This is a genomic window from Sodalis sp. (in: enterobacteria), from assembly GCF_036327475.1.
Taxonomy (GTDB): domain Bacteria; phylum Pseudomonadota; class Gammaproteobacteria; order Enterobacterales; family Enterobacteriaceae.
The window spans coordinates 1,445,056-1,463,671 of the sequence record NZ_CP132913.1; the positions used below are offsets into that span (position 1 = coordinate 1,445,056).

The 18,616-nt window shown below is 55.5% G+C and carries 11 protein-coding genes and 10 pseudogenes; 4 read left to right on the forward strand and 17 right to left on the reverse strand.

The annotated features are described in order from the left end of the window. Nucleotides 1-100: 100 nt before the first annotated feature. On the reverse strand, nucleotides 101-2,362 hold the full coding sequence (gene parC / locus GPOALKHO_RS07785; protein WP_406702012.1) for a DNA topoisomerase IV subunit A: 2,262 nt from the start codon (nucleotides 2,360-2,362) through the stop codon (nucleotides 101-103). A 953-nt stretch (nucleotides 2,363-3,315) separates the two neighbouring features. Here parC and GPOALKHO_RS07790 point away from each other — a divergent pair. Next, nucleotides 3,316-4,110, forward strand: a pseudogene (locus GPOALKHO_RS07790) (S-methyl-5-thioribose-1-phosphate isomerase); the annotation flags it as partial. A 449-nt stretch (nucleotides 4,111-4,559) separates the two neighbouring features. Here the strand turns inward: GPOALKHO_RS07790 and GPOALKHO_RS07795 are convergent. The 8 genes and pseudogenes from GPOALKHO_RS07795 to GPOALKHO_RS07830 form a co-directional block, all read right to left on the reverse strand. Further along, entirely contained in the window at nucleotides 4,560-4,775 is a 216-nt protein-coding gene (locus GPOALKHO_RS07795; protein WP_406702014.1) for a hypothetical protein, read from the reverse strand. 39 nt (nucleotides 4,776-4,814) lie between these two features. Continuing rightward, on the reverse strand, nucleotides 4,815-5,153 hold the full coding sequence (locus tag GPOALKHO_RS07800) for a class II aldolase/adducin family protein (RefSeq protein WP_406702015.1): 339 nt from the start codon (nucleotides 5,151-5,153) through the stop codon (nucleotides 4,815-4,817). Between the two features lie 614 nt (nucleotides 5,154-5,767). Beyond that, nucleotides 5,768-7,663, reverse strand: a complete 1,896-nt coding sequence (gene parE / locus GPOALKHO_RS07805; protein ID WP_406702017.1) for a DNA topoisomerase 4 subunit B — start codon at nucleotides 7,661-7,663, stop codon at nucleotides 5,768-5,770. A gap of 8 nt (nucleotides 7,664-7,671) precedes the next feature. Next, nucleotides 7,672-7,940 (reverse strand): annotated as a pseudogene (locus GPOALKHO_RS07810) (YqiA/YcfP family alpha/beta fold hydrolase); the annotation flags it as partial. Nucleotides 7,941-7,983: 43 nt separating this feature from the next. Continuing rightward, nucleotides 7,984-8,271 (reverse strand): annotated as a pseudogene (locus GPOALKHO_RS07815) (YqiA/YcfP family alpha/beta fold hydrolase); the annotation flags it as partial. Further along, on the reverse strand, nucleotides 8,271-9,098 hold the full coding sequence (cpdA, locus tag GPOALKHO_RS07820) for a 3',5'-cyclic-AMP phosphodiesterase (protein ID WP_406702018.1): 828 nt from the start codon (nucleotides 9,096-9,098) through the stop codon (nucleotides 8,271-8,273). The gene cpdA and the pseudogene GPOALKHO_RS07815, both read right to left, overlap by 1 nt. A gap of 27 nt (nucleotides 9,099-9,125) precedes the next feature. Then, nucleotides 9,126-9,495 (reverse strand): annotated as a pseudogene (locus tag GPOALKHO_RS07825) (DUF1249 domain-containing protein). A gap of 31 nt (nucleotides 9,496-9,526) precedes the next feature. Continuing rightward, a pseudogene (locus GPOALKHO_RS07830) lies at nucleotides 9,527-9,970 on the reverse strand (ADP-ribose diphosphatase). A gap of 284 nt (nucleotides 9,971-10,254) precedes the next feature. Between GPOALKHO_RS07830 and GPOALKHO_RS07835 the strand changes: the two are divergent. Together GPOALKHO_RS07835 and GPOALKHO_RS07840 are read left to right on the forward strand one after the other, a co-directional pair. Further along, nucleotides 10,255-11,016 (forward strand): annotated as a pseudogene (locus GPOALKHO_RS07835) (hypothetical protein). 198 nt (nucleotides 11,017-11,214) lie between these two features. Continuing rightward, nucleotides 11,215-12,301 (forward strand): annotated as a pseudogene (locus GPOALKHO_RS07840) (glutathionylspermidine synthase family protein). Nucleotides 12,302-12,547: 246 nt separating this feature from the next. Here GPOALKHO_RS07840 and GPOALKHO_RS07845 read toward each other — a convergent pair. From GPOALKHO_RS07845 to ribB, 4 genes and pseudogenes are all read right to left on the reverse strand, one after another. Beyond that, entirely contained in the window at nucleotides 12,548-12,685 is a 138-nt protein-coding gene (locus tag GPOALKHO_RS07845; RefSeq protein WP_406703507.1) for a hypothetical protein, read from the reverse strand. A 4-nt stretch (nucleotides 12,686-12,689) separates the two neighbouring features. Then, nucleotides 12,690-12,910: pseudogene (locus tag GPOALKHO_RS07850) on the reverse strand (4,5-DOPA dioxygenase extradiol); the annotation flags it as partial. A gap of 258 nt (nucleotides 12,911-13,168) precedes the next feature. Further along, entirely contained in the window at nucleotides 13,169-13,420 is a 252-nt protein-coding gene (locus GPOALKHO_RS07855) for a hypothetical protein (RefSeq protein ID WP_406702019.1), read from the reverse strand. 194 nt (nucleotides 13,421-13,614) lie between these two features. Then, nucleotides 13,615-14,256: a 3,4-dihydroxy-2-butanone-4-phosphate synthase gene (gene ribB, locus GPOALKHO_RS07860; protein WP_406702020.1), complete on the reverse strand. Its 642-nt coding sequence runs from the start codon at nucleotides 14,254-14,256 to the stop codon at nucleotides 13,615-13,617. 380 nt (nucleotides 14,257-14,636) lie between these two features. Between ribB and GPOALKHO_RS07865 the strand changes: the two are divergent. Next, nucleotides 14,637-14,888, forward strand: a pseudogene (locus GPOALKHO_RS07865) (accessory factor UbiK family protein); the annotation flags it as partial. Nucleotides 14,889-15,136: 248 nt separating this feature from the next. On the opposite strand, the gene hldE reads toward GPOALKHO_RS07865, so the two are convergent. The 4 genes and pseudogenes from hldE to GPOALKHO_RS07885 all read right to left on the reverse strand — a co-directional run bounded on the left by hldE (nucleotide 15,137) and on the right by GPOALKHO_RS07885 (nucleotide 18,484). Further along, nucleotides 15,137-16,570, reverse strand: coding sequence for a bifunctional D-glycero-beta-D-manno-heptose-7-phosphate kinase/D-glycero-beta-D-manno-heptose 1-phosphate adenylyltransferase HldE (gene hldE, locus GPOALKHO_RS07870; RefSeq protein WP_406702021.1), 1,434 nt, complete (start codon nucleotides 16,568-16,570; stop codon nucleotides 15,137-15,139). Between the two features lie 524 nt (nucleotides 16,571-17,094). Further along, nucleotides 17,095-17,223 (reverse strand): hypothetical protein, encoded by a 129-nt coding sequence (locus GPOALKHO_RS07875; protein ID WP_406703451.1) that lies wholly within the window; start codon nucleotides 17,221-17,223, stop codon nucleotides 17,095-17,097. A gap of 108 nt (nucleotides 17,224-17,331) precedes the next feature. After that, nucleotides 17,332-17,499, reverse strand: a pseudogene (locus GPOALKHO_RS07880) (hypothetical protein); the annotation flags it as partial. Nucleotides 17,500-18,211: 712 nt separating this feature from the next. Then, a complete protein-coding gene (locus GPOALKHO_RS07885) occupies nucleotides 18,212-18,484 on the reverse strand; it encodes a hypothetical protein (RefSeq protein WP_406702022.1) in 273 nt (90 codons plus the stop codon). Nucleotides 18,485-18,616: the final 132 nt, after the last annotated feature.

Here is an 18,616-nt window from a genome sequence, read left to right on the forward strand (position 1 = left end):
GGCTATTCCCCTCGGCCGTCTAGCAGTGTTAAACAACACAGTGGATTATCGCCTGTCACCGTAGAGAAAATTGAGCGTGGATACTCGGCCGGCACAGGTATTATGCGCTAGCGCCAGCCAGCGGATCGTTGATTTCCACCCGATCGATTTGTTGCAGTCCGCGTGGCAACAACGTTCCCTTGCGCCCGCGTTTAGCGCTGAATTGCTGCAAGTCTTCCGGGCGAAGAGTGAGCTTGCGTTTGCCGACATAGAAAGTAACGGAGGCTTTGGTGGACAGCAGATACAGACCGGTAAGACGATCCTTACCCGCCGCCGCATCCGCAGAGGGGATGGAAATGATTTTATTGCCTTTTCCTTTAGACAACTGCGGCAGATCGTCGACTGGAAACATCAGCAAACGCCCGGCTTGGGTGAATGCCAACAACTTATCGGCGGCGCCTTTTATCCATAGCGGCGGCATGACTTTGGCATTTTCCGGCAGTGTCAACAGCGCCTTACCAGCGCGATTGCGCGCCACTAAGTTGCTAAAACTGCACACGAAACCGTAGCCAGCATCGGAGGCCATCAGCAATTTCTGATCGTCAGCGCCGGTGAGCATTTGCTCCACCGAGGCGCCCGGCGGTAGCGCTAGTTTACCGGTTAGCGGCTCTCCCTGGCCGCGCGCCGACGGTAGACTGGCAGGCTCTAGGGCGTAGCTGCGTCCCGTAGAGTCGATAAACACCACCGGTTGGTTGCTCTTGCCACGTACCGACGATAGGTAATTGTCGCCGGATCGGTAGCCGAGCCCGCTCGGATCGATATCGTGGCCTTTGGCGCTGCGCACCCAGCCCATGGTCGACAAGATCACCGTCACCGGCTCCAACGGAATCAACTCATTTTCGCTCAGCACTTTCGCTTCGTCGCGTTCCACCAGCGGCGAGCGGCGCGCATCGCCATAAGCGGCGGCATCCACCTCGATTTCTTTTTTCAGCAGGTTGCTCAGCTTGCGTTCCGAGGCCAGAATCGCCTGAATTTTGTCGCGTTCCTTCCCAAGATCATCCTGTTCGCGGCGAAGCTTCATTTCTTCCAATGTGACTAAGTGGCGGAGTTTTAATTCGAGAATGGCATCAGCCTGGGTTTCGCTCAGCCCGAATCTCTGCATCAGAACCTGTTTCGACTCATCCTCGGTGCGGATAATGTGGATAACCTCATCTAAGTTGAGGTAGGACACCAATAGGCCGTGCAGGATATGCAACCGGCGCAGGACTTTCTCCCGGCGGAAGTTCAGCCTGCGGCGTACAGTGTCGCGACGATAAACCAACCATTCTGACAAAATCTCGTGCAGGTTTTTCACCGCCGGTCGGCCGTCTAACCCGATCATGTTCATATTGACGCGATAGCTGCGTTCCAAATCGGTAGTGGCGAAAAGATGGTTCATGACCTGAACCAGGTCAACGCGGTTGGAGCGCGGGACAATAACCAAGCGGGTTGGGTTTTTATGGTCTGATTCGTCGCGCAAATCCTCCACCATCGGCAATTTTTTCGCGCGCATTTGACTGGCTATCTGCTCTAGAACCTTAGCGCCGGACACTTGATGCGGCAACGCGCTGATAATTGCCTCACCCTCCTCGATGGTCCATAGCGCGCGCATGCGCACGGAGCCACGGCCGGTTTGATAAATCTTGCGCAGATCGTCATGGGGAGTAATGATCTCCGCCTCGGTGGGAAAATCCGGCCCCTTTACATATTCCAGCAAGTTTTCCAACGTGGCGGAAGGGTTGTCCAGCAGCACAATCGCCGCGGCGGCCACCTCATTAATGTTATGGGGCGGTATATCGGTCGCCATCCCGACCGCGATACCGGTCGTGCCGTTCAGCAACACATTCGGTAACCGCGCCGGCAGCATCTTCGGCTCTTCCAGGGTTCCGTCGAAGTTGGATACGTAATCCACCGTGCCTTGCCCCAACTCGCCGAGCAGCACTTCGGCATAGCGAGACAGGCGCGATTCCGTGTAGCGCATGGCAGCGAAGGATTTGGGATCGTCCGGTGCCCCCCAGTTACCTTGGCCATCCACCATCGGATAGCGATATGAAAAGGGTTGCGCCATCAGTACCATGGCTTCGTAGCAGGCGCTATCGCCGTGGGGATGATATTTACCCAGTACGTCGCCGACGGTGCGCGCCGACTTTTTGTATTTCGCGCTGGCGTTCAGTCCTAGCTCCGACATCGCATAAACGATGCGGCGTTGCACCGGCTTGAGCCCGTCGCCGATAAACGGTAGCGCACGATCCATGATGACGTACATGGAATAATTGAGGTAGGCGTTTTCGGTAAATTTATGCAGCGCCAGGTGTTCGGCGCCGTCATGAGTCAGTTCGCTCATTAATTATTGTTTCCTCTGGCCGCGGTATGGCCATGTGAGTAGTCACATCGCATACGCTACGGATATGGGGTTCGTGAGCATGATACTACCCTATCCGCCCCTTGCTGTCACAAGACTCGCGCGGGCGCCAATACGTCAGCGTGGCTTAGGTCCTGTTGCATCCGGTATAATAAGTGGTCGCGGATGCGATAAAATATCACGGGCATCCAGCCCGCGTCTTTGCTTAACCAATGGCGCTCACAAACGAAAGTGAAATAAGAGAAGCGGTTTTAGCCGTTATTGAAGTTCTCAGGCCGAACGTGCTGACAGAAGATAGATGTGGCGAATATTGCTTACCGACCATAAAGCGCAAGTATCGTGGCGTAAAGCCGCTCCTGACTCCATTTCTATGCTAGAACAATGAAGAGATTCGGCATTTGGAGGAACACCAAAAAATCGCACATATGGATGCCCATCGCGCCAATGTTCGCGATGACGTGGTGGATGTCACATTTCATATTTTAGAGAGATGCACGAGAGCGTAACAGGCGCCACACGTATGGGCCGGCTGCGACGATCGGCTGCGACGATATTATTGTCGTTGATCGCACTAAAACAAGGGGAAGGGAGGCTGGCGCTAATGGGCGTGCCGTTAGCGCCAGTCGGAATCAGAGGATCAATTTCAAGACACCAGTCAACGTCAGCAGGCTAACGATAAAAATAGTGGCAATTATCCACAGAAATATTTTTTCATTAAGTGATTATTATTTTGACATAAGTCGATGGTATCGTTATTTGAGTATAGAAGAACCAGGATTTACCGTATCGGCCGTAAGAAAATCGTCCGTCGCGAAAGGGGCGCCCGCCCGACAGAAAGTCGCTTTGCGTAACCGGGCGCGCGTGAAAATCCCGCGGCGGCGGCCCAGGCCGCTTAGGCATGTTGGCGACACGGGCGTCCAACGAGGTGGCGTCGGTTGTGTGCGGCGCGGCCGACAGCGGTAAATTTGATGAATAATCTACATGGCGCATGCGTTGGCGCAGTCTGATTTCGTCACTGCAATGGGGCTGCAAGCGCTGTAATTGATGTGCAAGCGCTGTAATTGATGGAGAAAGAGAAGATCGGACGCCGTACGACACCATTGCCCGGTATGGTGCCGCGCTGATCAAACACGGAAGCCGCCTGTTGACCCCTGCAATACTGGCTGGCTGGCAACGACCGGCACCGGCACCACTCTGGGCGTGATTACTCTCGCTCATTGCCAAGGCAACATCGCGCAGGTATTGGTGGGCAAAACCCGGCCAGGCCACTGCTACAGGGCGGCCGTCTTACCGCCTGGAAACTAGGAGAGCTGGGAGTACCTTAACGGCTGATATGCGATGCGATGGCCGTGGATCTGATGGTACGTGGAAAGGTGGACGCCGTTTTGGTCGTCGAGGAAGAATCGCCGCCAACGGGCGATGTCGCCAATAAAATCTGTACCTATAAGCCTGGCGGTGCTAGCCCGTTGGCATCGTGTGCCATTCTACGTGGCGGCGCCCCATACCATTTGTGACATCAGTTGTCCCAGCAGCGATGTCGTTTCCATTGAGCAGCGCGACGCTGCTGAAGTGACCGGCGAACAGGTAGCTTTCGGCGCGGACGTTTACAATCCCGCCCTTGATGTCACCCGGCAGCGCTGATTGACGGCTGGGTGCTTGGATACCGGCATGTTACATTGCGGCAGGTAGGAGAGGGAACCGGCCGTTGCGTTCAGAGAGGAACCGTCTGAGGCCACCGACGACGGTTGACGGCGAATGATGGCTGCATTGATTGATAGACTTGCGGAACCAGCCTAGCATACGGCCGACCTGAACTAACGATGCTGCTAGCTCAGCGCCCCAGGCGCGGTACGCGAATGCGCTCATTTAAAACTCCTGTAGAAGGATCTCGTCAATAACGACACGCCTTGCGGATGGCTGCCGCTGGCACAATGATCGTCGTGAATCAATTGACATGTGCGCCATCATCCGGCATCACGGGTGCCATCAAGCTCCTGTGATAGATATCGGATAAAAATAAAATAGCTTAGCACCGCCGCCAAAATAGTAGCTGAACCGCCAACGTAAATTATCGATTTCGAGGAATGAACGCCGAGCGCTACCCCTGCCGACGCCAGGCCGGCAGTTGCGGCATCACATCATTGCAAACACGACCGAAAAGTCTCCTTGTCGGTAGCCCTCACACCAGAGATAATACCCAGCAAAGCTTTAGCGGGTGGGGATCCTTTACCACAAAGCCGTACAGCACCGTCAACAAATCATCAGCATCTGGCCAGCCAATCTCGGTGCGTAGAACTTGTAGTACCAGCGCGATCTCGCTGGCGTTGACACGCTGTGGTATCAGCCATCCGTTGCCGGGTGTAGGGAAATAGCACCTCATGGACGAAACGAACATCGCTTGTGGTACCTTCGGTATCGGTGATAACCGCCTGGATCATTTGGCCTCCAACAAACGGTGACGCCATTCGCATTGGTGCGCCGATTGACCAGCTAGCGTTTTTGCATCTTGTAACCGGACAGCCGCAGGACATTTCCTTGCTCCACTCGCGATAGCACGGTGGCGCTGACCGAATGAGTATGGAGCACGCAACCGGACCTTAGGAAAACACCGATAGAGGAAAGCATGCAAGCTGGTTTCTGCGGAAGGCCGGAGCCAGGACTGGGTTTCGCTGGTATGGATATCCACCGCAACAAAATCGTCGGGGCTGATGTCGCCCTTGTTCAGCCCGGAGGTGGTGATAAAACAACTGTGCGCATCTCGCCGCTGTGACATGTTGCCGCCTGTAGCCGAGCCCCAACCCGCGCGCCTATCCAGCGGCAGGCAGCGACCAGTTCAGCTAAAGGTTTATTTTCGCGTCCTTGTTACGATCCGCCAACATCAGTGCCGTCCTGGAATCTAGCCATCTTTACGTCTTAGCAGTCAAATACTACCATCGACGCCTGGCGGCAGCAACCGACAGACTGAGGCATCCGCTATCCGCACAAAGGCTGGGTCGAGAGTGTAGCGTTAATACTCTTCAATGGTGAAACACAGACGATAGGAGGCTGAAAGTCGGAAAGATTGAGGCGGCGTTCTGCAGCCTCCGGTGCGGCGCGTTACGCCAGCCATTATCGCCAGAACGTCAGCGCTAGTATGGACCCTGAAATAGAACGACCCCTCATGGCTATGCACGACAGGGAACATTCGGCATGCTATGCATAGACTATAAAGCAGGTGTTTAACGCACTGAAAGTAGCAACGCCGTGAAATGCCTCGCTATACGCCTAGGAAGACGCACAGCATAGTGACACGGAATCGACTACCCATCCCTTAGCCGCAAGAAAGCCGGTTGTCGCGGCCAGAAGCCTGTGGCACTCTGAGACCGAACGCCGGAGATCCCTCAAGATTTACACCTCGATTTCCGCTTCGTCACCCCTTTCCTGCAACCAGTTGCGGCGGTCTTCGGCGCGCTTTTTCGCCAGCAGCATATCCATCATCGCCAGCGTCTGCTTCACATCGTCCGCCCCTACCGTTAATTGCACCAACCGGCGGGTATTAGGGTTGAGCGTGGTTTCACGCAACTGCAACGGGTTCATCTCCCCCAGCCCTTTAAATCGCTGTACGTTGGGTTTACCCTTTTTGCGTCTCAACTGCTCCAGCACGCCAGTCTTCTCTTCCTCATCCAGGGCGTAATAAACCTCTTTACCCAAATCGATGCGGTAGAGCGGCGGCATCGCCACGTAAACATGCCCATCCTCCACCAGCTTGCGGAAATGCTGCATAAACAAGGCACACAGCAGCGTGGCGATATGCAGGCCATCAGAGTCGGCATCTGCCAGGATACAAATTTTACCATAGCGCAGCTGGCTAAGATCGTTGCTATCAGGATCGATACCCAACGCCACCGAAATATCATGGACTTCCTGCGATGCCAGCACCTCGTCGGAGGAGACCTCCCAAGTATTGAGGATCTTCCCCTTTAGCGGCATGATCGCTTGATATTCTCGATCGCGCGCCTGTTTGGCGGACCCGCCCGCCGAATCCCCTTCCACCAGGAACAATTCCGTACGCGCTAGATCCTGGGCAGTACAATCGGCCAACTTGCCCGGCAGAGCCGGCCCGCTGGTCAATTTTTTACGCACCACCTTCTTCGCCGCGCGCAAGCGACGCTGGGCGTTGGCGATAGCCAGTTCCGCCAGTTGCTCCGCCACCTGGATATTCTGATTCAACCAAAGAATAAAGGCATCTTTCACCACTCCGGAAACGAAGGCGGCGCTTTGCCGCGACGACAGCCGCTCTTTGGTTTGGCCGGCAAACTGCGGATCCTGCGTTTTCACCGATAGGACATAGGCGCAGCGCTCCCAAATATCGTCAGCCGACAGCTTGACGCCGCGCGGCAAAATATTGCGGTATTCGCAAAACCCGCGCATCGCGTCCAGCAGCCCCTGACGCAGTCCGTTAACGTGGGTCCCACCCTGCGGTGTGGGGATCAGATTCACATAGCTTTCGGTCAGAAGTTCCCCTCCTTCCGGCAGCCACAAGAGCGCCCAATCCACCATTTCAGTATCACCGCTTACCGCGCCCACAAATGGCGCTTCTGGCAGCGTGATAAGCCCATTTATCGCTTCGTTGAGGTAATCTGTCAGGCCCGCTTGGTAGCACCAGCGCTGCTCGGTGTCATTGACCTGATCCTGGAAGACGATTTCCATGCCCGGACACAGCACCGCTTTCGCCTTCAGTGAATGGGTCAAACGGGATATCGAAAAGCGGGGGCTATCGAAGAAGCGCTCGTCCGGCCAGAAATGGACACTGGTGCCGGTGTTGCGCTTAGGACAGGTGCCGACCACGCTCAGATCTTCGACTTTATCGCCATTCTCGAACGCAATGCGGTAGACATTGCCGTTGCGGCGCACCGTCACCTCGAGCCGGGTGGACAGGGCGTTGACCACCGAAACCCCAACCCCGTTCAGACCGCCGGAAAACTGATAGTTTTTATTGGAGAACTTGCCACCGGCGTGTAGACGGCAGAGGATTAACTCCACAGCCGGTACGCCCTCTTCAGGATGGATATCCACCGGCATACCGCGGCCGTCGTCGGTGATCTCCAGCGACTGATCGGCATGCAAAATCACATCAATGCGTCGGGCGTGGCCGGCAAGCACCTCGTCGACGCTATTATCGATGACTTCCTGTCCAAGGTGATTGGGCCGCGAGGTGTCGGTGTACATCCCAGGACGGCGGCGGACCGGTTCCAGTCCGCTCAGCACTTCTATCGCGTTAGCGTTATAGCTTGATTGAGTCATGGTTTGAATCATATTTCGTGACAAATTGTTGGAGAGCCTACCGCAAAGACCGGCCTTCGGGAAGCAGATATTCTGTGAACCAAAAATGCATGAAAATAATTCTCAAAACCGACAAAAGCGTGGTTGCCGCCCGACTGTTGGGTCGGGCGGCAATGGGTGTAATAGGCCACTCATGGCGATAATCGAGGATCTTGTCGCCGCTTTGCACTAGCAACCAGATAAGATCTGGCGACTCTAACACTGCAACCTGCATCACCTTTAAATCATAGGCGCCGCGGCGCCAAAACAATTTCTCGCTGACTCGCTGAATATAAGCCAATCAAACGACCGCACCGCCGGATTGACTACCACCGCCGGCAACAGAAACGATTGCGATGGTCGGGTGGCAAAATAACCGACGAGGGGACGAGCCCACCAGCCCCAGCATGTCCCCGGCCCGCTCCATCATCAGCGTTTCCATCATTTCCGCCGTATTGGCAGGGCACACCGGCAACTGCGGCACCAGCAGCTCGATATCGGGATGGTGGCGCGCCAGCCAGGACCGAGGGCGGTGGCTTTGGCGGAAAGAGGAGGCTATTGAAACCGTGGATATACAAAAGTGTCGCCATCAGTAACCTCCATAATCGCTGTTGGGCAGATATTCAGTCCCATCCAGACGACGGACTTCGGTCTGTACCGCGCCGCCAGGCAGCAGGTCGAGATAGCGCCAGCCTGGCCCCAGGGTGTCGATGGTGAAGTTGGTGCAGTGCGGTTTAAACTGCACGCAGGTGGAAGGCGTTGCCAGCACGCGCCGGCCTAGCCAATCAACGTCCAATTCCTGATGAATGTGGCCGCACAGCAGAGTCTTTACCCGCTGATGGGATTGTAGCACCTTCGCCAGCATGTGTGAGTTGCGCAGACTGTGCTGATCAAGCCAGATGCAGTTAGAAGGGAAAGGATGATGGTGCAGCAACAGCAGCGTATGGCGTTTAGGCTGGCCGACCAGCGCCTGCGCCAACCATTCCAGCTGATAGTCGCTCAATTCACCATGTGGCACGCCGTAGACCTGGCTGTCCAGCAGCAGCAACTGCCACTCGTCGCCGATTAACACCTGTTTGGCGCAGGAAATCCCGCACTCCGCTAGCACATTGACCATCGCCGGCTGAAAGTCATGATTGCCAGGCAGCCAGACACAGGGTACGGGCAGGCGCGCGATCCGGATGGCAAAATGCCGATATGCCTGGCGCGAGTGATCCTGTGCCAGGTCACCCGTGGCAACCACTAAATCAAAATGCCGCTGTTCAGCCTGTACCGCCCTCAGCACCGCGCTGAAGCTGTTCAAGGTATTCACCCCAAGCAACGTCTCGTCCTCACTCGCAAACAGGTGAGTATCGGTGATTTGTAAAATCCTGATATTGGCTCCACGCGCCACAGGAAGTTTCAACAGGCTTTCCAAAGATTGTCCTTTGTTCTTGAAATCTGCCTAACAAACAGGCGCCGCCATGGCACCATACGCCAAACAATAGCGCAACCAGTCCGCGAGGAACTGGTTGATTTAGTGTTTCTCATCACATTGATGTAACTTTTGTTCGGATAATCATGACGTGCTTTGAAGCAAGAGACCTGCTGACTGAAACACAGCTCCACAACGTGGCGTTATGGAGCCTGACAATCTCATCGAGGATAGCGGTCTGGGTGATTTCCACAAAACGCTGTGTATCGGGTGGACTCCTGAATGGTCAACCGGTAGCTGACGCCATGCGCCTAAGAGGCGACGGTTTCACCCACCTGATTCATCGGCGGCAGCAACCGGCGTGTAGTTGGGCAAAGTTGGTTTCGTACAACCACATCATTTCAGGGAAATCGGCGTGCAGCGCTTTATCATTAATCGGCCCATTGCAGAACAACGACAGAGGCGGCGTTATCGATCACGTCCTCCGGCGGCACACCTGTTCGCGGCTCACCGCATGCAGACAGATATCTTCATTTTCCTCCACCAGTCCATGGATACCCTCGGCTTTTAGCGCGTCCACTTCCCCACCGCAACCATCGCCGTCAGGCGTTCGCTGGAGCCGCTATGATTGGCCAGATAGCTGAGGCATCCGTTTGCGGCAGCCCACCGCTAGTCCCATCTCCTCAACGGCTTCACGCCAGGCAACCTGCTAATAGCACCTGGTTACGCCGCACATCATAGGGTAATAAGACAATCGCATACCTGCGCTCAAAGATTTCCTGAGTTACCATCTGGCTCATTCTGCCATTAAACAATCGGGAAGTGGTAAAGCTTCATCTTGAAAAGCCATTATATAACGTCTCATGGGAAAGCATTTCAACATCATTACGGCTAAATGTGAAGAGGTCATTATAGCGCTCCCATTGGCAGATAACGCCGCGGCCGACTAGCTAAGTCAGCCTGCCGGAAACTGACGGTTTATGATAGATTTTGTAAATAGCTCCGGTACGGGCGCATTAAGCCACCCATTCCGTCCGCCAGTGTTTGCTAGAATTAACCACCATTTTTAGTAGCGCTACCACACTAGCAATTTTGCTGTTTCAAAAGGAAGAAACTGCTCCCTCTCCTCATTGCACTGAATCTTGATGGCTTCAGTGCAATGAATCAGACATACTACAGGTGTATCAGCAGGCGAGACTGTTCAATCGGGATCTTCGCCGCTCTGGATGCAGCCTTTGGAAAATCAATGAAGGACACGCCCTGAATTGGTGTGCCCTGACACTCCAGGAAAAACGGTGGTTGCAAACCGGCGAGCAATCATTAATCCTTAATACCGCTGCTTATTTAATGTATTGAGCGCCATTGACACACTGTCTTATACCGAAGCGAAGAAGCAGGCGCTTTAACGTTGGGCCTAGTGGCCATTACGAGTGTGCAGAATGCGCACTCGTAATATGACACGGTTCTGGCCTCAGAAGTGAGCGCCCGTAATGATCCGGACAATGCACTAGAAGTGCTGCACTAGATAACCGGCATTGATTATCCGCAGTTTGCGACGCTGAATATCGCAAGCCTTAAGGCCAAGTGTATCAATGCGATTACTAATGCCAAAGGAATCGGAAAACCGAAACCTCAGCCTGTTATCGGCGCCATCTGTCGCAGGAGCTAGCCCATGAACGAATTTGCTATACCACGCTTTATGATCGCAAGCGGAATATTTCCCAAGCGCGCTACGGTTGTCTGTTTAATCAATTAAACCTCAAATCTGCTTCTCGGCACGCTGAACGAAGCGGATCTGGTGACACTGAATAATACGCTCGGCAAAATAGTCCAGACCGATCCGCAGACGGTGGCGCCGATACGTCGCGTAACGCCAATACTGCGCGCGGCCAGTTCGTCGACACCAGCGGCCGCTCGATGACCGCATCCAAGACTGTCATGGCGCCTGAGCCGGCAATCACTCAGACCATCACCCTCGCGGCGGCTTCGGCGAGACATCAAACAGAGCGCCATGCGCACCAGCAGCGGCACGCATCGCGTCATGGGTGCTAACAGGAGATGAAACGAATTACCCCCCAGAGAAAGGCCGGACTGGCGCGAGAAAGCCACCGAGTACGGCTTGAATTTTCATACCCTATACGGCGAGCCTTACTGGTGTGAGGGCGCTTACTATCAGTTTACCCTGACGCAAATCGAAACACTGAAGGAGGCTACCGCCGAGATTCATCAGATGTGCTTGCAGATGGTGGATAAAGTGGTGGCCAGCGACGAGCGCATGACCAAATTCCGGATCCCCCGATATACCTGGTCGTTTGTACGCAACGCCTGGCAAACGCATCAGCCGTCGCTCTATTCACGTCTAGATCTGATCGTATGAGGCAAGCACCCACCAAAACTGTTGGGAAACAATGCTGATACGCTCACCTCTCTGTACGAAGCAGCGTTCTTTCAATGGATTTGGCTGGCAGATCAATTAAATGCCGGGCAGTTGCCGGCTGACGCCGACCAGTATAATAGCCTTCAGGAGAAGCTTATCGCCCGCTTCGCCGAACTTCAGTCGCAACACGGTTTCAGCCTACTTCACTGACCTGCTGCCAGAATACCGAAGAGGATCGCGGCACGGTACAGTATCTCCAAGATTGCGCCACGGAAGCCGGGTTACCTAATACGTATTGAAGAGCTGGGGCTGGGTGAGTGGGGGTAATTTACCGATATGCAGGATCAGGTTATCAGCAACCTGTTCAAGCTCTATCCGTGGGAGCTCATGCTGTGCGAAATTTCTCTATCAAGCTAGAAGACGCCGGCGTGCGCTGGCTAGAACCCGCCTGGAAATGCATTGTATCCAACAAGGCGCTGCTGCCGATGCTTTGGTAGATATTTCCCGGCCATCCCAATTTGCTGCCGGCCTATTTTGAAGACGATTTTCCGCCGATGAACAACTATGTCATGAAACCACTGTTCTCGCGGGAAGGCGCTAACGTACGGGTCTTTGAGCAAGGGCGAGAGGCCACACGGGTGGACGCCCTTACGGAGAAAAGGGATCAATTGTCCAGGCCTTTTGCCACTATCCCGCTTTGGCGACAGCTATACGGTGATCGGTAGCTGGCTGGTTAACGGATCAACCTTGCGGCATCGGTCTGCGCGAAGACGGGCAAATCATTACCCAAGATCTCTCCCGTTTTTATCCGCACATCATCGTTGACTGATTCTGCGGCGGCACAATAACATCGTGCTACCTTAGCCACCTACACCGACGGCAAAAGTGCTTCGGTAACGGGTTGGACAGCGCAGCATCCCGATGCTTCCGATACGCTATAAGCGGATATGCTTCCTCTTGCACACCTGGGTTTCCAGCACACGAACTGACGAACGACAGTACCCACAAGTAAGGTTTAACCTCGTCCTGCCAGCGTACTGTGGATTATGCACTACATTGCCACTGGCCATCAGTATCACACTTTCATCGCGTAGCGCGGCCAGTTTTTTCCGATGGCAAAATAGTAAGCAGTATCGCGCGTTGTGTCGATACTGAGTTGCGCCACTGGAATACGCGCCTCGGATACATGCACCGCCACCGGCGCCGCCAGCATACTTGTTGCGTCAGCGCAGGCGATCCAGGCGCCGGGTAACGCTTATCGAAAGCTCCTGCGGAAACCCGCCGAAATCGTGTAGAGTGCGTGGCTGCGCTATGGTGGTGACGGTAGTGCCCTGCGTATACCAATGGCAGAAATGGCCACGATGTCCTTCGGCCACGACAGTGTCTGACCAAGCTGTTGCCAGATGCGGGTGTAGCAGTTGTCTTCCTGCACGTTCACCGGACTGCAGTGACAGAGGGAAAGGACGGCATGTTGGTGTGTTACTCATTGGATATCCTTATTTGTGGTGCGTTACTTACGGCGGCTGATGACATCAGATCAGCGCTTTCACCGTGCAAAGAACTGAGATAACGATGATGAAGATAATCAGGAAAATTGAATAACCGAAATGAAAACAGCATTGCTATTTGGCGCCAGCGGATTAGTGGGTAGTAATCTCTTGTCCATCTTGTTAGGACATCGCGTCTACGAGCAAGGTCAGCGGTAGTTGGGCGAAAGCTGCCATTGCGCCACGCCCTCGGGACTACGCGCAAACGGCCCCGAAACAGGGCACGCGTCCACCATCGCTGGTGTCAGCGGTAGACGTGAGCGTCGGTTCTTACGCGCCGTATCCGCGTTTAAAGGAGCGGAACGGATATCGTTGTCCTGCGCGCTGCGCAGACGCTTTTCACCGATATGATCCTGGGCAAGCAGCAAGAGCGCCGCCCGCTGGAGAGCGGGTTCAACCATGTTTTGCCGCGGCACGGTACTGCGGGAACGGGCGAAAATACCGCGCTATAACGGCGGCGGATACCGCGGCAGTGATGATTGCTGCCGCGCAGCACTTTACAGATGAGGTGATGGCTTACACTTGGCAGAAATGCGGAGCCTAGCGCTGGCGACTCACTGACACCCTCTGCCTAGCAGGACGGTCCGCTTGCTTTTCACGCCAGAGAGCGACGATAGGTCACCAGATCTTTAATAATGAGCACCGGCATGCCGTGGTGCCTGGCAAAGGCCACAATTTCCGGCATGCGCGCCATAGTTCCATCATCATTGGTCACTTCGCACAGCACACCCGCCGGCTTCAGGCCGGCGAGGGTAGTTAAATCTACAGCTGCTTCGGTATGCCCGCCGCGCACCAGTACGCCGCCCGGCTGCGCGAGCAGTGGGAACACATGCCCAGGACGGTTAAGATCGGTGGGTTTGGCGTTATCTTTGATGGCGGCCTGAATTGTCGTCAGACGATCGGCGGCGGATACTCCAGTGCTAACCCCTTCAGCAGCTTCGATAGTGACGGTAAACGCGGTCCGATAATGGCTGCTGTTACGTTCAACCATCATCGGCAGCGCCAATTGCTGGCGGCGCTCTTCGGTCAGGCACAGGCACACGATACCGCTCCCGTGACGGATGGTTAGCGCCATCTGCTCAACAGTCATGTTTTCCGCGGCGAATACCATATCGCCTTCATTTTCACGATCTTCATCGTCCAGTACAAGTACTCCGCGACCGTTTCGCAGCGCCTCCAGCGCTTTTTCCACGCGCTGGAGCGGAGAACCGAATTCGGAAAGAAGCGTCTGATTCATGGTAAATAAACCTCATAATTAATATGGATTACCAGAATCAGGGCAGACTTAGGAGTAACCGCAAACGGACCAAAAACAACGACAGCGGGCTATAAGCCCGCCTGGACGTCGTTACTCTCTCCCATCCCGACTATCACCGTCGGCCTCGGGATCTGCTGATCTCAGATTGCACGCAATCTGAGTGCTTGCAGGCTTCCTGTGCAATAATTTAGCCAGGTTTACCGCCGAGTGAATTGCACCCCGCCCTGAGAATAAACAAGAATACTATAGCGCCAACCCGCTGCCGAAGCAATTAGCAACCGCATAATTTCAATGAATGCTTTCCACTCAGGGGAACTGGCATTACACTTAATGCATTCTGACCAACTAGGGAACCTACGATGATTGATCTAAAGAAACTTGAACAGCTTGCCCGCCAGGTGCAGGAATCGCTACCGAAAGGCATCCGCGATTTAGGCGACGACGTGGAAACAAAGATCCGTCAGGCGCTGCAAAACCAGCTGAGCCGAATGGACTTGGTCAGCCGCGAAAAATTTGACGTGCAGACCCAGGTACTGTTGCGCACCCGAGAAAAACTGAGTCAATTGGAACTTCGCCTTAACGCGCTGGAAACCATGCCTAAGAGCGATCCACCGGTCAGCCCGGCAGCACCTGCCGGAGCCGCAGCGGGATCGAAACTCGCGGGCATAAGTAGCGTGGACGACACCATCAACGTTTCCTCCATGGAACAGGTAGTGCCTGAGGTCGGCGGCGCAGACGACAAGCCGGCCAAAAACACCTTCAAGAAGCTATAACGACCCTAGCCCCTTACGGCGTCAGCGGAAACGCTGCCAGACTGACGTGCCGCTCGCCTCGACCAGGACACCCACCGGCGCGCTCCTTATCCCCGCTCGCCGCGTTTAATGGCGTTGATGATATCGGTTGTGGAATAGCCGTCTTCAAAATTCAGTACCAGCACGTCGCCCCCGTTGTCCAAGACCTCTCTACTGCCAGCGATCTGATGCGGCTGATAGTCGCCGCCCTTGACCAGTACATCCGGCAGCACGCTGGCAATTAACCGCTGCGGCGTGTCCTCGCTAAAAGGCACTACCCAGTCCACGGCTTCGAGCGCCGCCAGGACGGCCATGCGCTGCGCCAGAGGATTTACCGGGCGACCTTCCCCCTTGAGACGTTCGGTGGAATCATCACTGTTTACCGCCACGATAAGCCGGTCGCCCAACCTGCTGGCGTTGGCGAGATAGCTGACGTGGCCCGTATGCAAGATGTCGAAGATACCGTTGGTCATCACTACCTTTTCGCCGCGCTGGCGCGCCAGCGCCACGGCCTTCCTCAATTCGCTTTCTGTCATTACGCCAAAGCCCGTTTCGGCGCGGCCGCGGATGGCGTTTTCCAGCTCGATAGGGCTGACGGTCGACGTACCCAATTTCCCGACCACCACGCCCGCCGCGGCATTGGCCAGAAAACAGGACTCCTCTAGGCTATTACCAGCGGCCAGCGCGGCGGCCAGCACGCCAATGACCGTATCCCCGGCGCCGGTCACGTCGTAGATCTCCTGCGCCTGGGTCGGTAAATTTAACGGATCTTTACCCGGCTGCAGTAGGGTCATCCCCTGCTCCGACCGGGTAATCAACAGCGCCGAAAGCTGATAGTCGGCGATGATTTTCATGCCGCGGCTCACCAGCGTTTCCTCATCTTTGCAAGCCCCTGCCACCGCCTCAAACTCGGACAGGTTTGGTGTCAGCAGCGTGGCCCCACGATAGCGACTGAAGTCGGTGCCTTTCGGGTCGACAAGCACCGGCACGCCGGCGGCCCGAGCCAGTGCAATCATCTCGCGCACGCGCGCTAGCGCGCCTTTTGTGTAGTCGGACAGCACCAGCGCGCCGGTTTTCGGCAACGCGAGCTGGATACGCTCTAACATGGGAGCGGAGTCAACATTGTCGAAGCCATGCTCGAAATCCAGGCGAATAAGCTGCTGATTACGTGATAACACCCGTAGCTTAGTTATCGTGGGGTGGATGGCAACGGCAACAAAATCGCAAATCACTGCCACTTCACTAAGCCGCGCGCCCAGTGCGCGGGCGGCATCGTCAATACCGGTTAGGCCGACCAGGCGCGAATGGCAGCCCAGCGCGCCGATATTCATCGCGACGTTAGCGGCCCCGCCTGGGCGTTCCTCAATAACGTTCACTTTTACGATAGGTACCGGCGCTTCCGGTGAAATCCGGCTGGTAAGACCGTACCAGTATCGGTCCAACATCACATCGCCAACGACCAGCACATCCGCCCGGCGGAAATCAGGCAAGGTCACTTTCATTCACGCACTCCAAAGAGATCCTGTTCATGAGCGCAATAATATCACAGGCGGGAAAAATCGCCTCCTGCGCGCCTGGCTCTAGTTCGCCCACGGCAGATAGATCGCTACACAGCCAAGCCGCTGCCGTAAGCGGTCGTCGAGGGTATTACGACCCACGAATACATGGCGCTCCGCGATTACGGCAGCCACAGTGCACCTCGGTCCGACCACTGGTACCAGCAGAGGCTGATCAAGGCGCGCTAGCGGGCGAACTGCGCTACCGGCACCTGACTGACGCAGCGTGGTGTAACTGGCGCACAGCCCATCGGCATCGTCGCCATCAATAATCCCTGTTTGGCCATCCGCTCGAAGATACGCACATTATCCGACCAGCGCGTCAGTCGGGTTTTTAGCGGCGTGGTGCAACACCAGATACTGCGCTAAAATTCGATATCGGTAATACCGCCACGTCTGTTTTGATATCGAAAACGTTAGATTACTGACTGGCCAAATGTTGCCGTATCTCGGCACGCACTTTACTGACCTCACGGCGCAGCGTAGCGGGATCGCCACCCGCAGCACAGTACGCTAGGCTTCATGAGCTGATAATCCTCGAATGCTGCAAGCGTACTGAACAGTATACCAACGGCGACAGGGCGCAGCCTTGCGTCCACTTCATGCAGTACCCCGTCGAAGTTCGAGTGCTGAATAAATGCATAACCTGCTGCGCCAGCCGCAGATAAAGCAGTTGCTACGCCTGCTTGCCATAGGTCGAGGCGGTAGTAGGGGGTAGCAGAATCGAGTAATTCATCCAGAAGCAGCGGATATCGTGCCAGCTGGCTAGCGATCATCGACGACGCGGCGCACAGGCAAACCAAGTACCTCGGCGCGCCGGGGTACTCCAACAGCAGCTCTAGATACGTGGTGCGAGAGACGATACTGAGCAGCACTGGCACTGAGCAGCACTGGCGCCAAGCGTTCAAACGCCACGTCCGCTGTGTCGCCATCACCGATATGCGTTAGCAGCTGCGGCATCTCGCCACATCGCAACGGAAATCGACGACATGCTGTTCCAGGCGGGCCAGGAAATCCATGCGACGTCGGCCTCAGACGCTTGCAATGTCTCGGATGTATTATCGCCTATGAGCCAATCAAACACCGCCCTCATCGACTGCATGTGGGCGGCCAGTTTGCCTCGTCGTACCCCAGGCCGGACGTGCCTGATTAAGCGCGTCGGTGGGTAGCATTTTGGTCTGCTGGTCGTCGGAATGCCCTGCAACAGATTTTCAGCCGCCGCCAGTAAAGATAGTTTCACCCAGGCGCGCGCTTTGCGCCGGCGCGAGCAGACCCAGTTCGCCTATTGCCGCAAGCGTCTGCTATTGCCGCAAGCGTCTGCAATAGCGCACGCGTGGAGATGCAGTCCGCGACCGCCGCGGATCAATGAAATATCTGGATGATAAACCCCATTTTACAGATATCGCCGGCGCCCAGTTTGGCCATACCAAAAATTAGCAGCGGTTGAAGGGTTCCATCAGCACCGTAGAACACGCCCCATTCGCGACAACACGCATGCCACACTCAGTCTCGTGCGGCGATCATTGGGGTTTCTGCCAGCTAGCTAAGCTGGGTCAGCGTTTCGCCAGTATCACACAGACCGAGGATCTACGCCCAGCCGATACGCACCAACATACGACGCTGGAACAGTCGCAGCTCGCGCACTAGCCCCGCCTCATCATCCACCGCCGCAATGGGAGAGGCCAACAGTCTGGCATAATCCAGCCACCTCGCCAGTCGAGGTGGCTGCGCCGCCAGCTCCCGCGGCCATGCCGGATGATTTATCAGCGCGTCGTTGAGAAATTGCTCACAGCTAGCGCAGAGATGGTTTCGTCCGCCGGCAGTAGAGGTTGCGTCATCATCAAAACTCCTTGCAGACAAGCAAGACCTAATAGCGGCCCGGTGGCCGGCAACGGTCAGAATTCCACCTGCGCCAGCACTTGTCAACGTAAATGTTCCCTATCCTCGGGTCCTTGCTGCGCGGTTGATTGATGCAGCGCTTTCCGGTGCATC

Bases quoted from the DNA above. Each gene is read 5' to 3' on its own strand.
- GPOALKHO_RS07845 (WP_406703507.1), bottom strand. From the start codon at position 12,685: ATGCTGGCGGCGCCGGTGGCGGTGCATGTATCCGAGGCGCGTATTCCA.
- GPOALKHO_RS07855 (WP_406702019.1), bottom strand. From the start codon at position 13,420: ATGGTTGAACCCGCTCTCCAGCGGGCGGCGCTCTTGCTGCTTGCCCAG.
- GPOALKHO_RS07800 (WP_406702015.1), bottom strand. From the start codon at position 5,153: ATGTCACAGCGGCGAGATGCGCACAGTTGTTTTATCACCACCTCCGGG.
- hldE (WP_406702021.1), bottom strand. From the start codon at position 16,570: ATGAAAGTGACCTTGCCTGATTTCCGCCGGGCGGATGTGCTGGTCGTT.
- parC (WP_406702012.1), bottom strand. From the start codon at position 2,362: ATGAGCGAACTGACTCATGACGGCGCCGAACACCTGGCGCTGCATAAA.
- parE (WP_406702017.1), bottom strand. From the start codon at position 7,663: ATGACTCAATCAAGCTATAACGCTAACGCGATAGAAGTGCTGAGCGGA.
- GPOALKHO_RS07795 (WP_406702014.1), bottom strand. From the start codon at position 4,775: ATGTTCGTTTCGTCCATGAGGTGCTATTTCCCTACACCCGGCAACGGA.
- ribB (WP_406702020.1), bottom strand. From the start codon at position 14,256: ATGAATCAGACGCTTCTTTCCGAATTCGGTTCTCCGCTCCAGCGCGTG.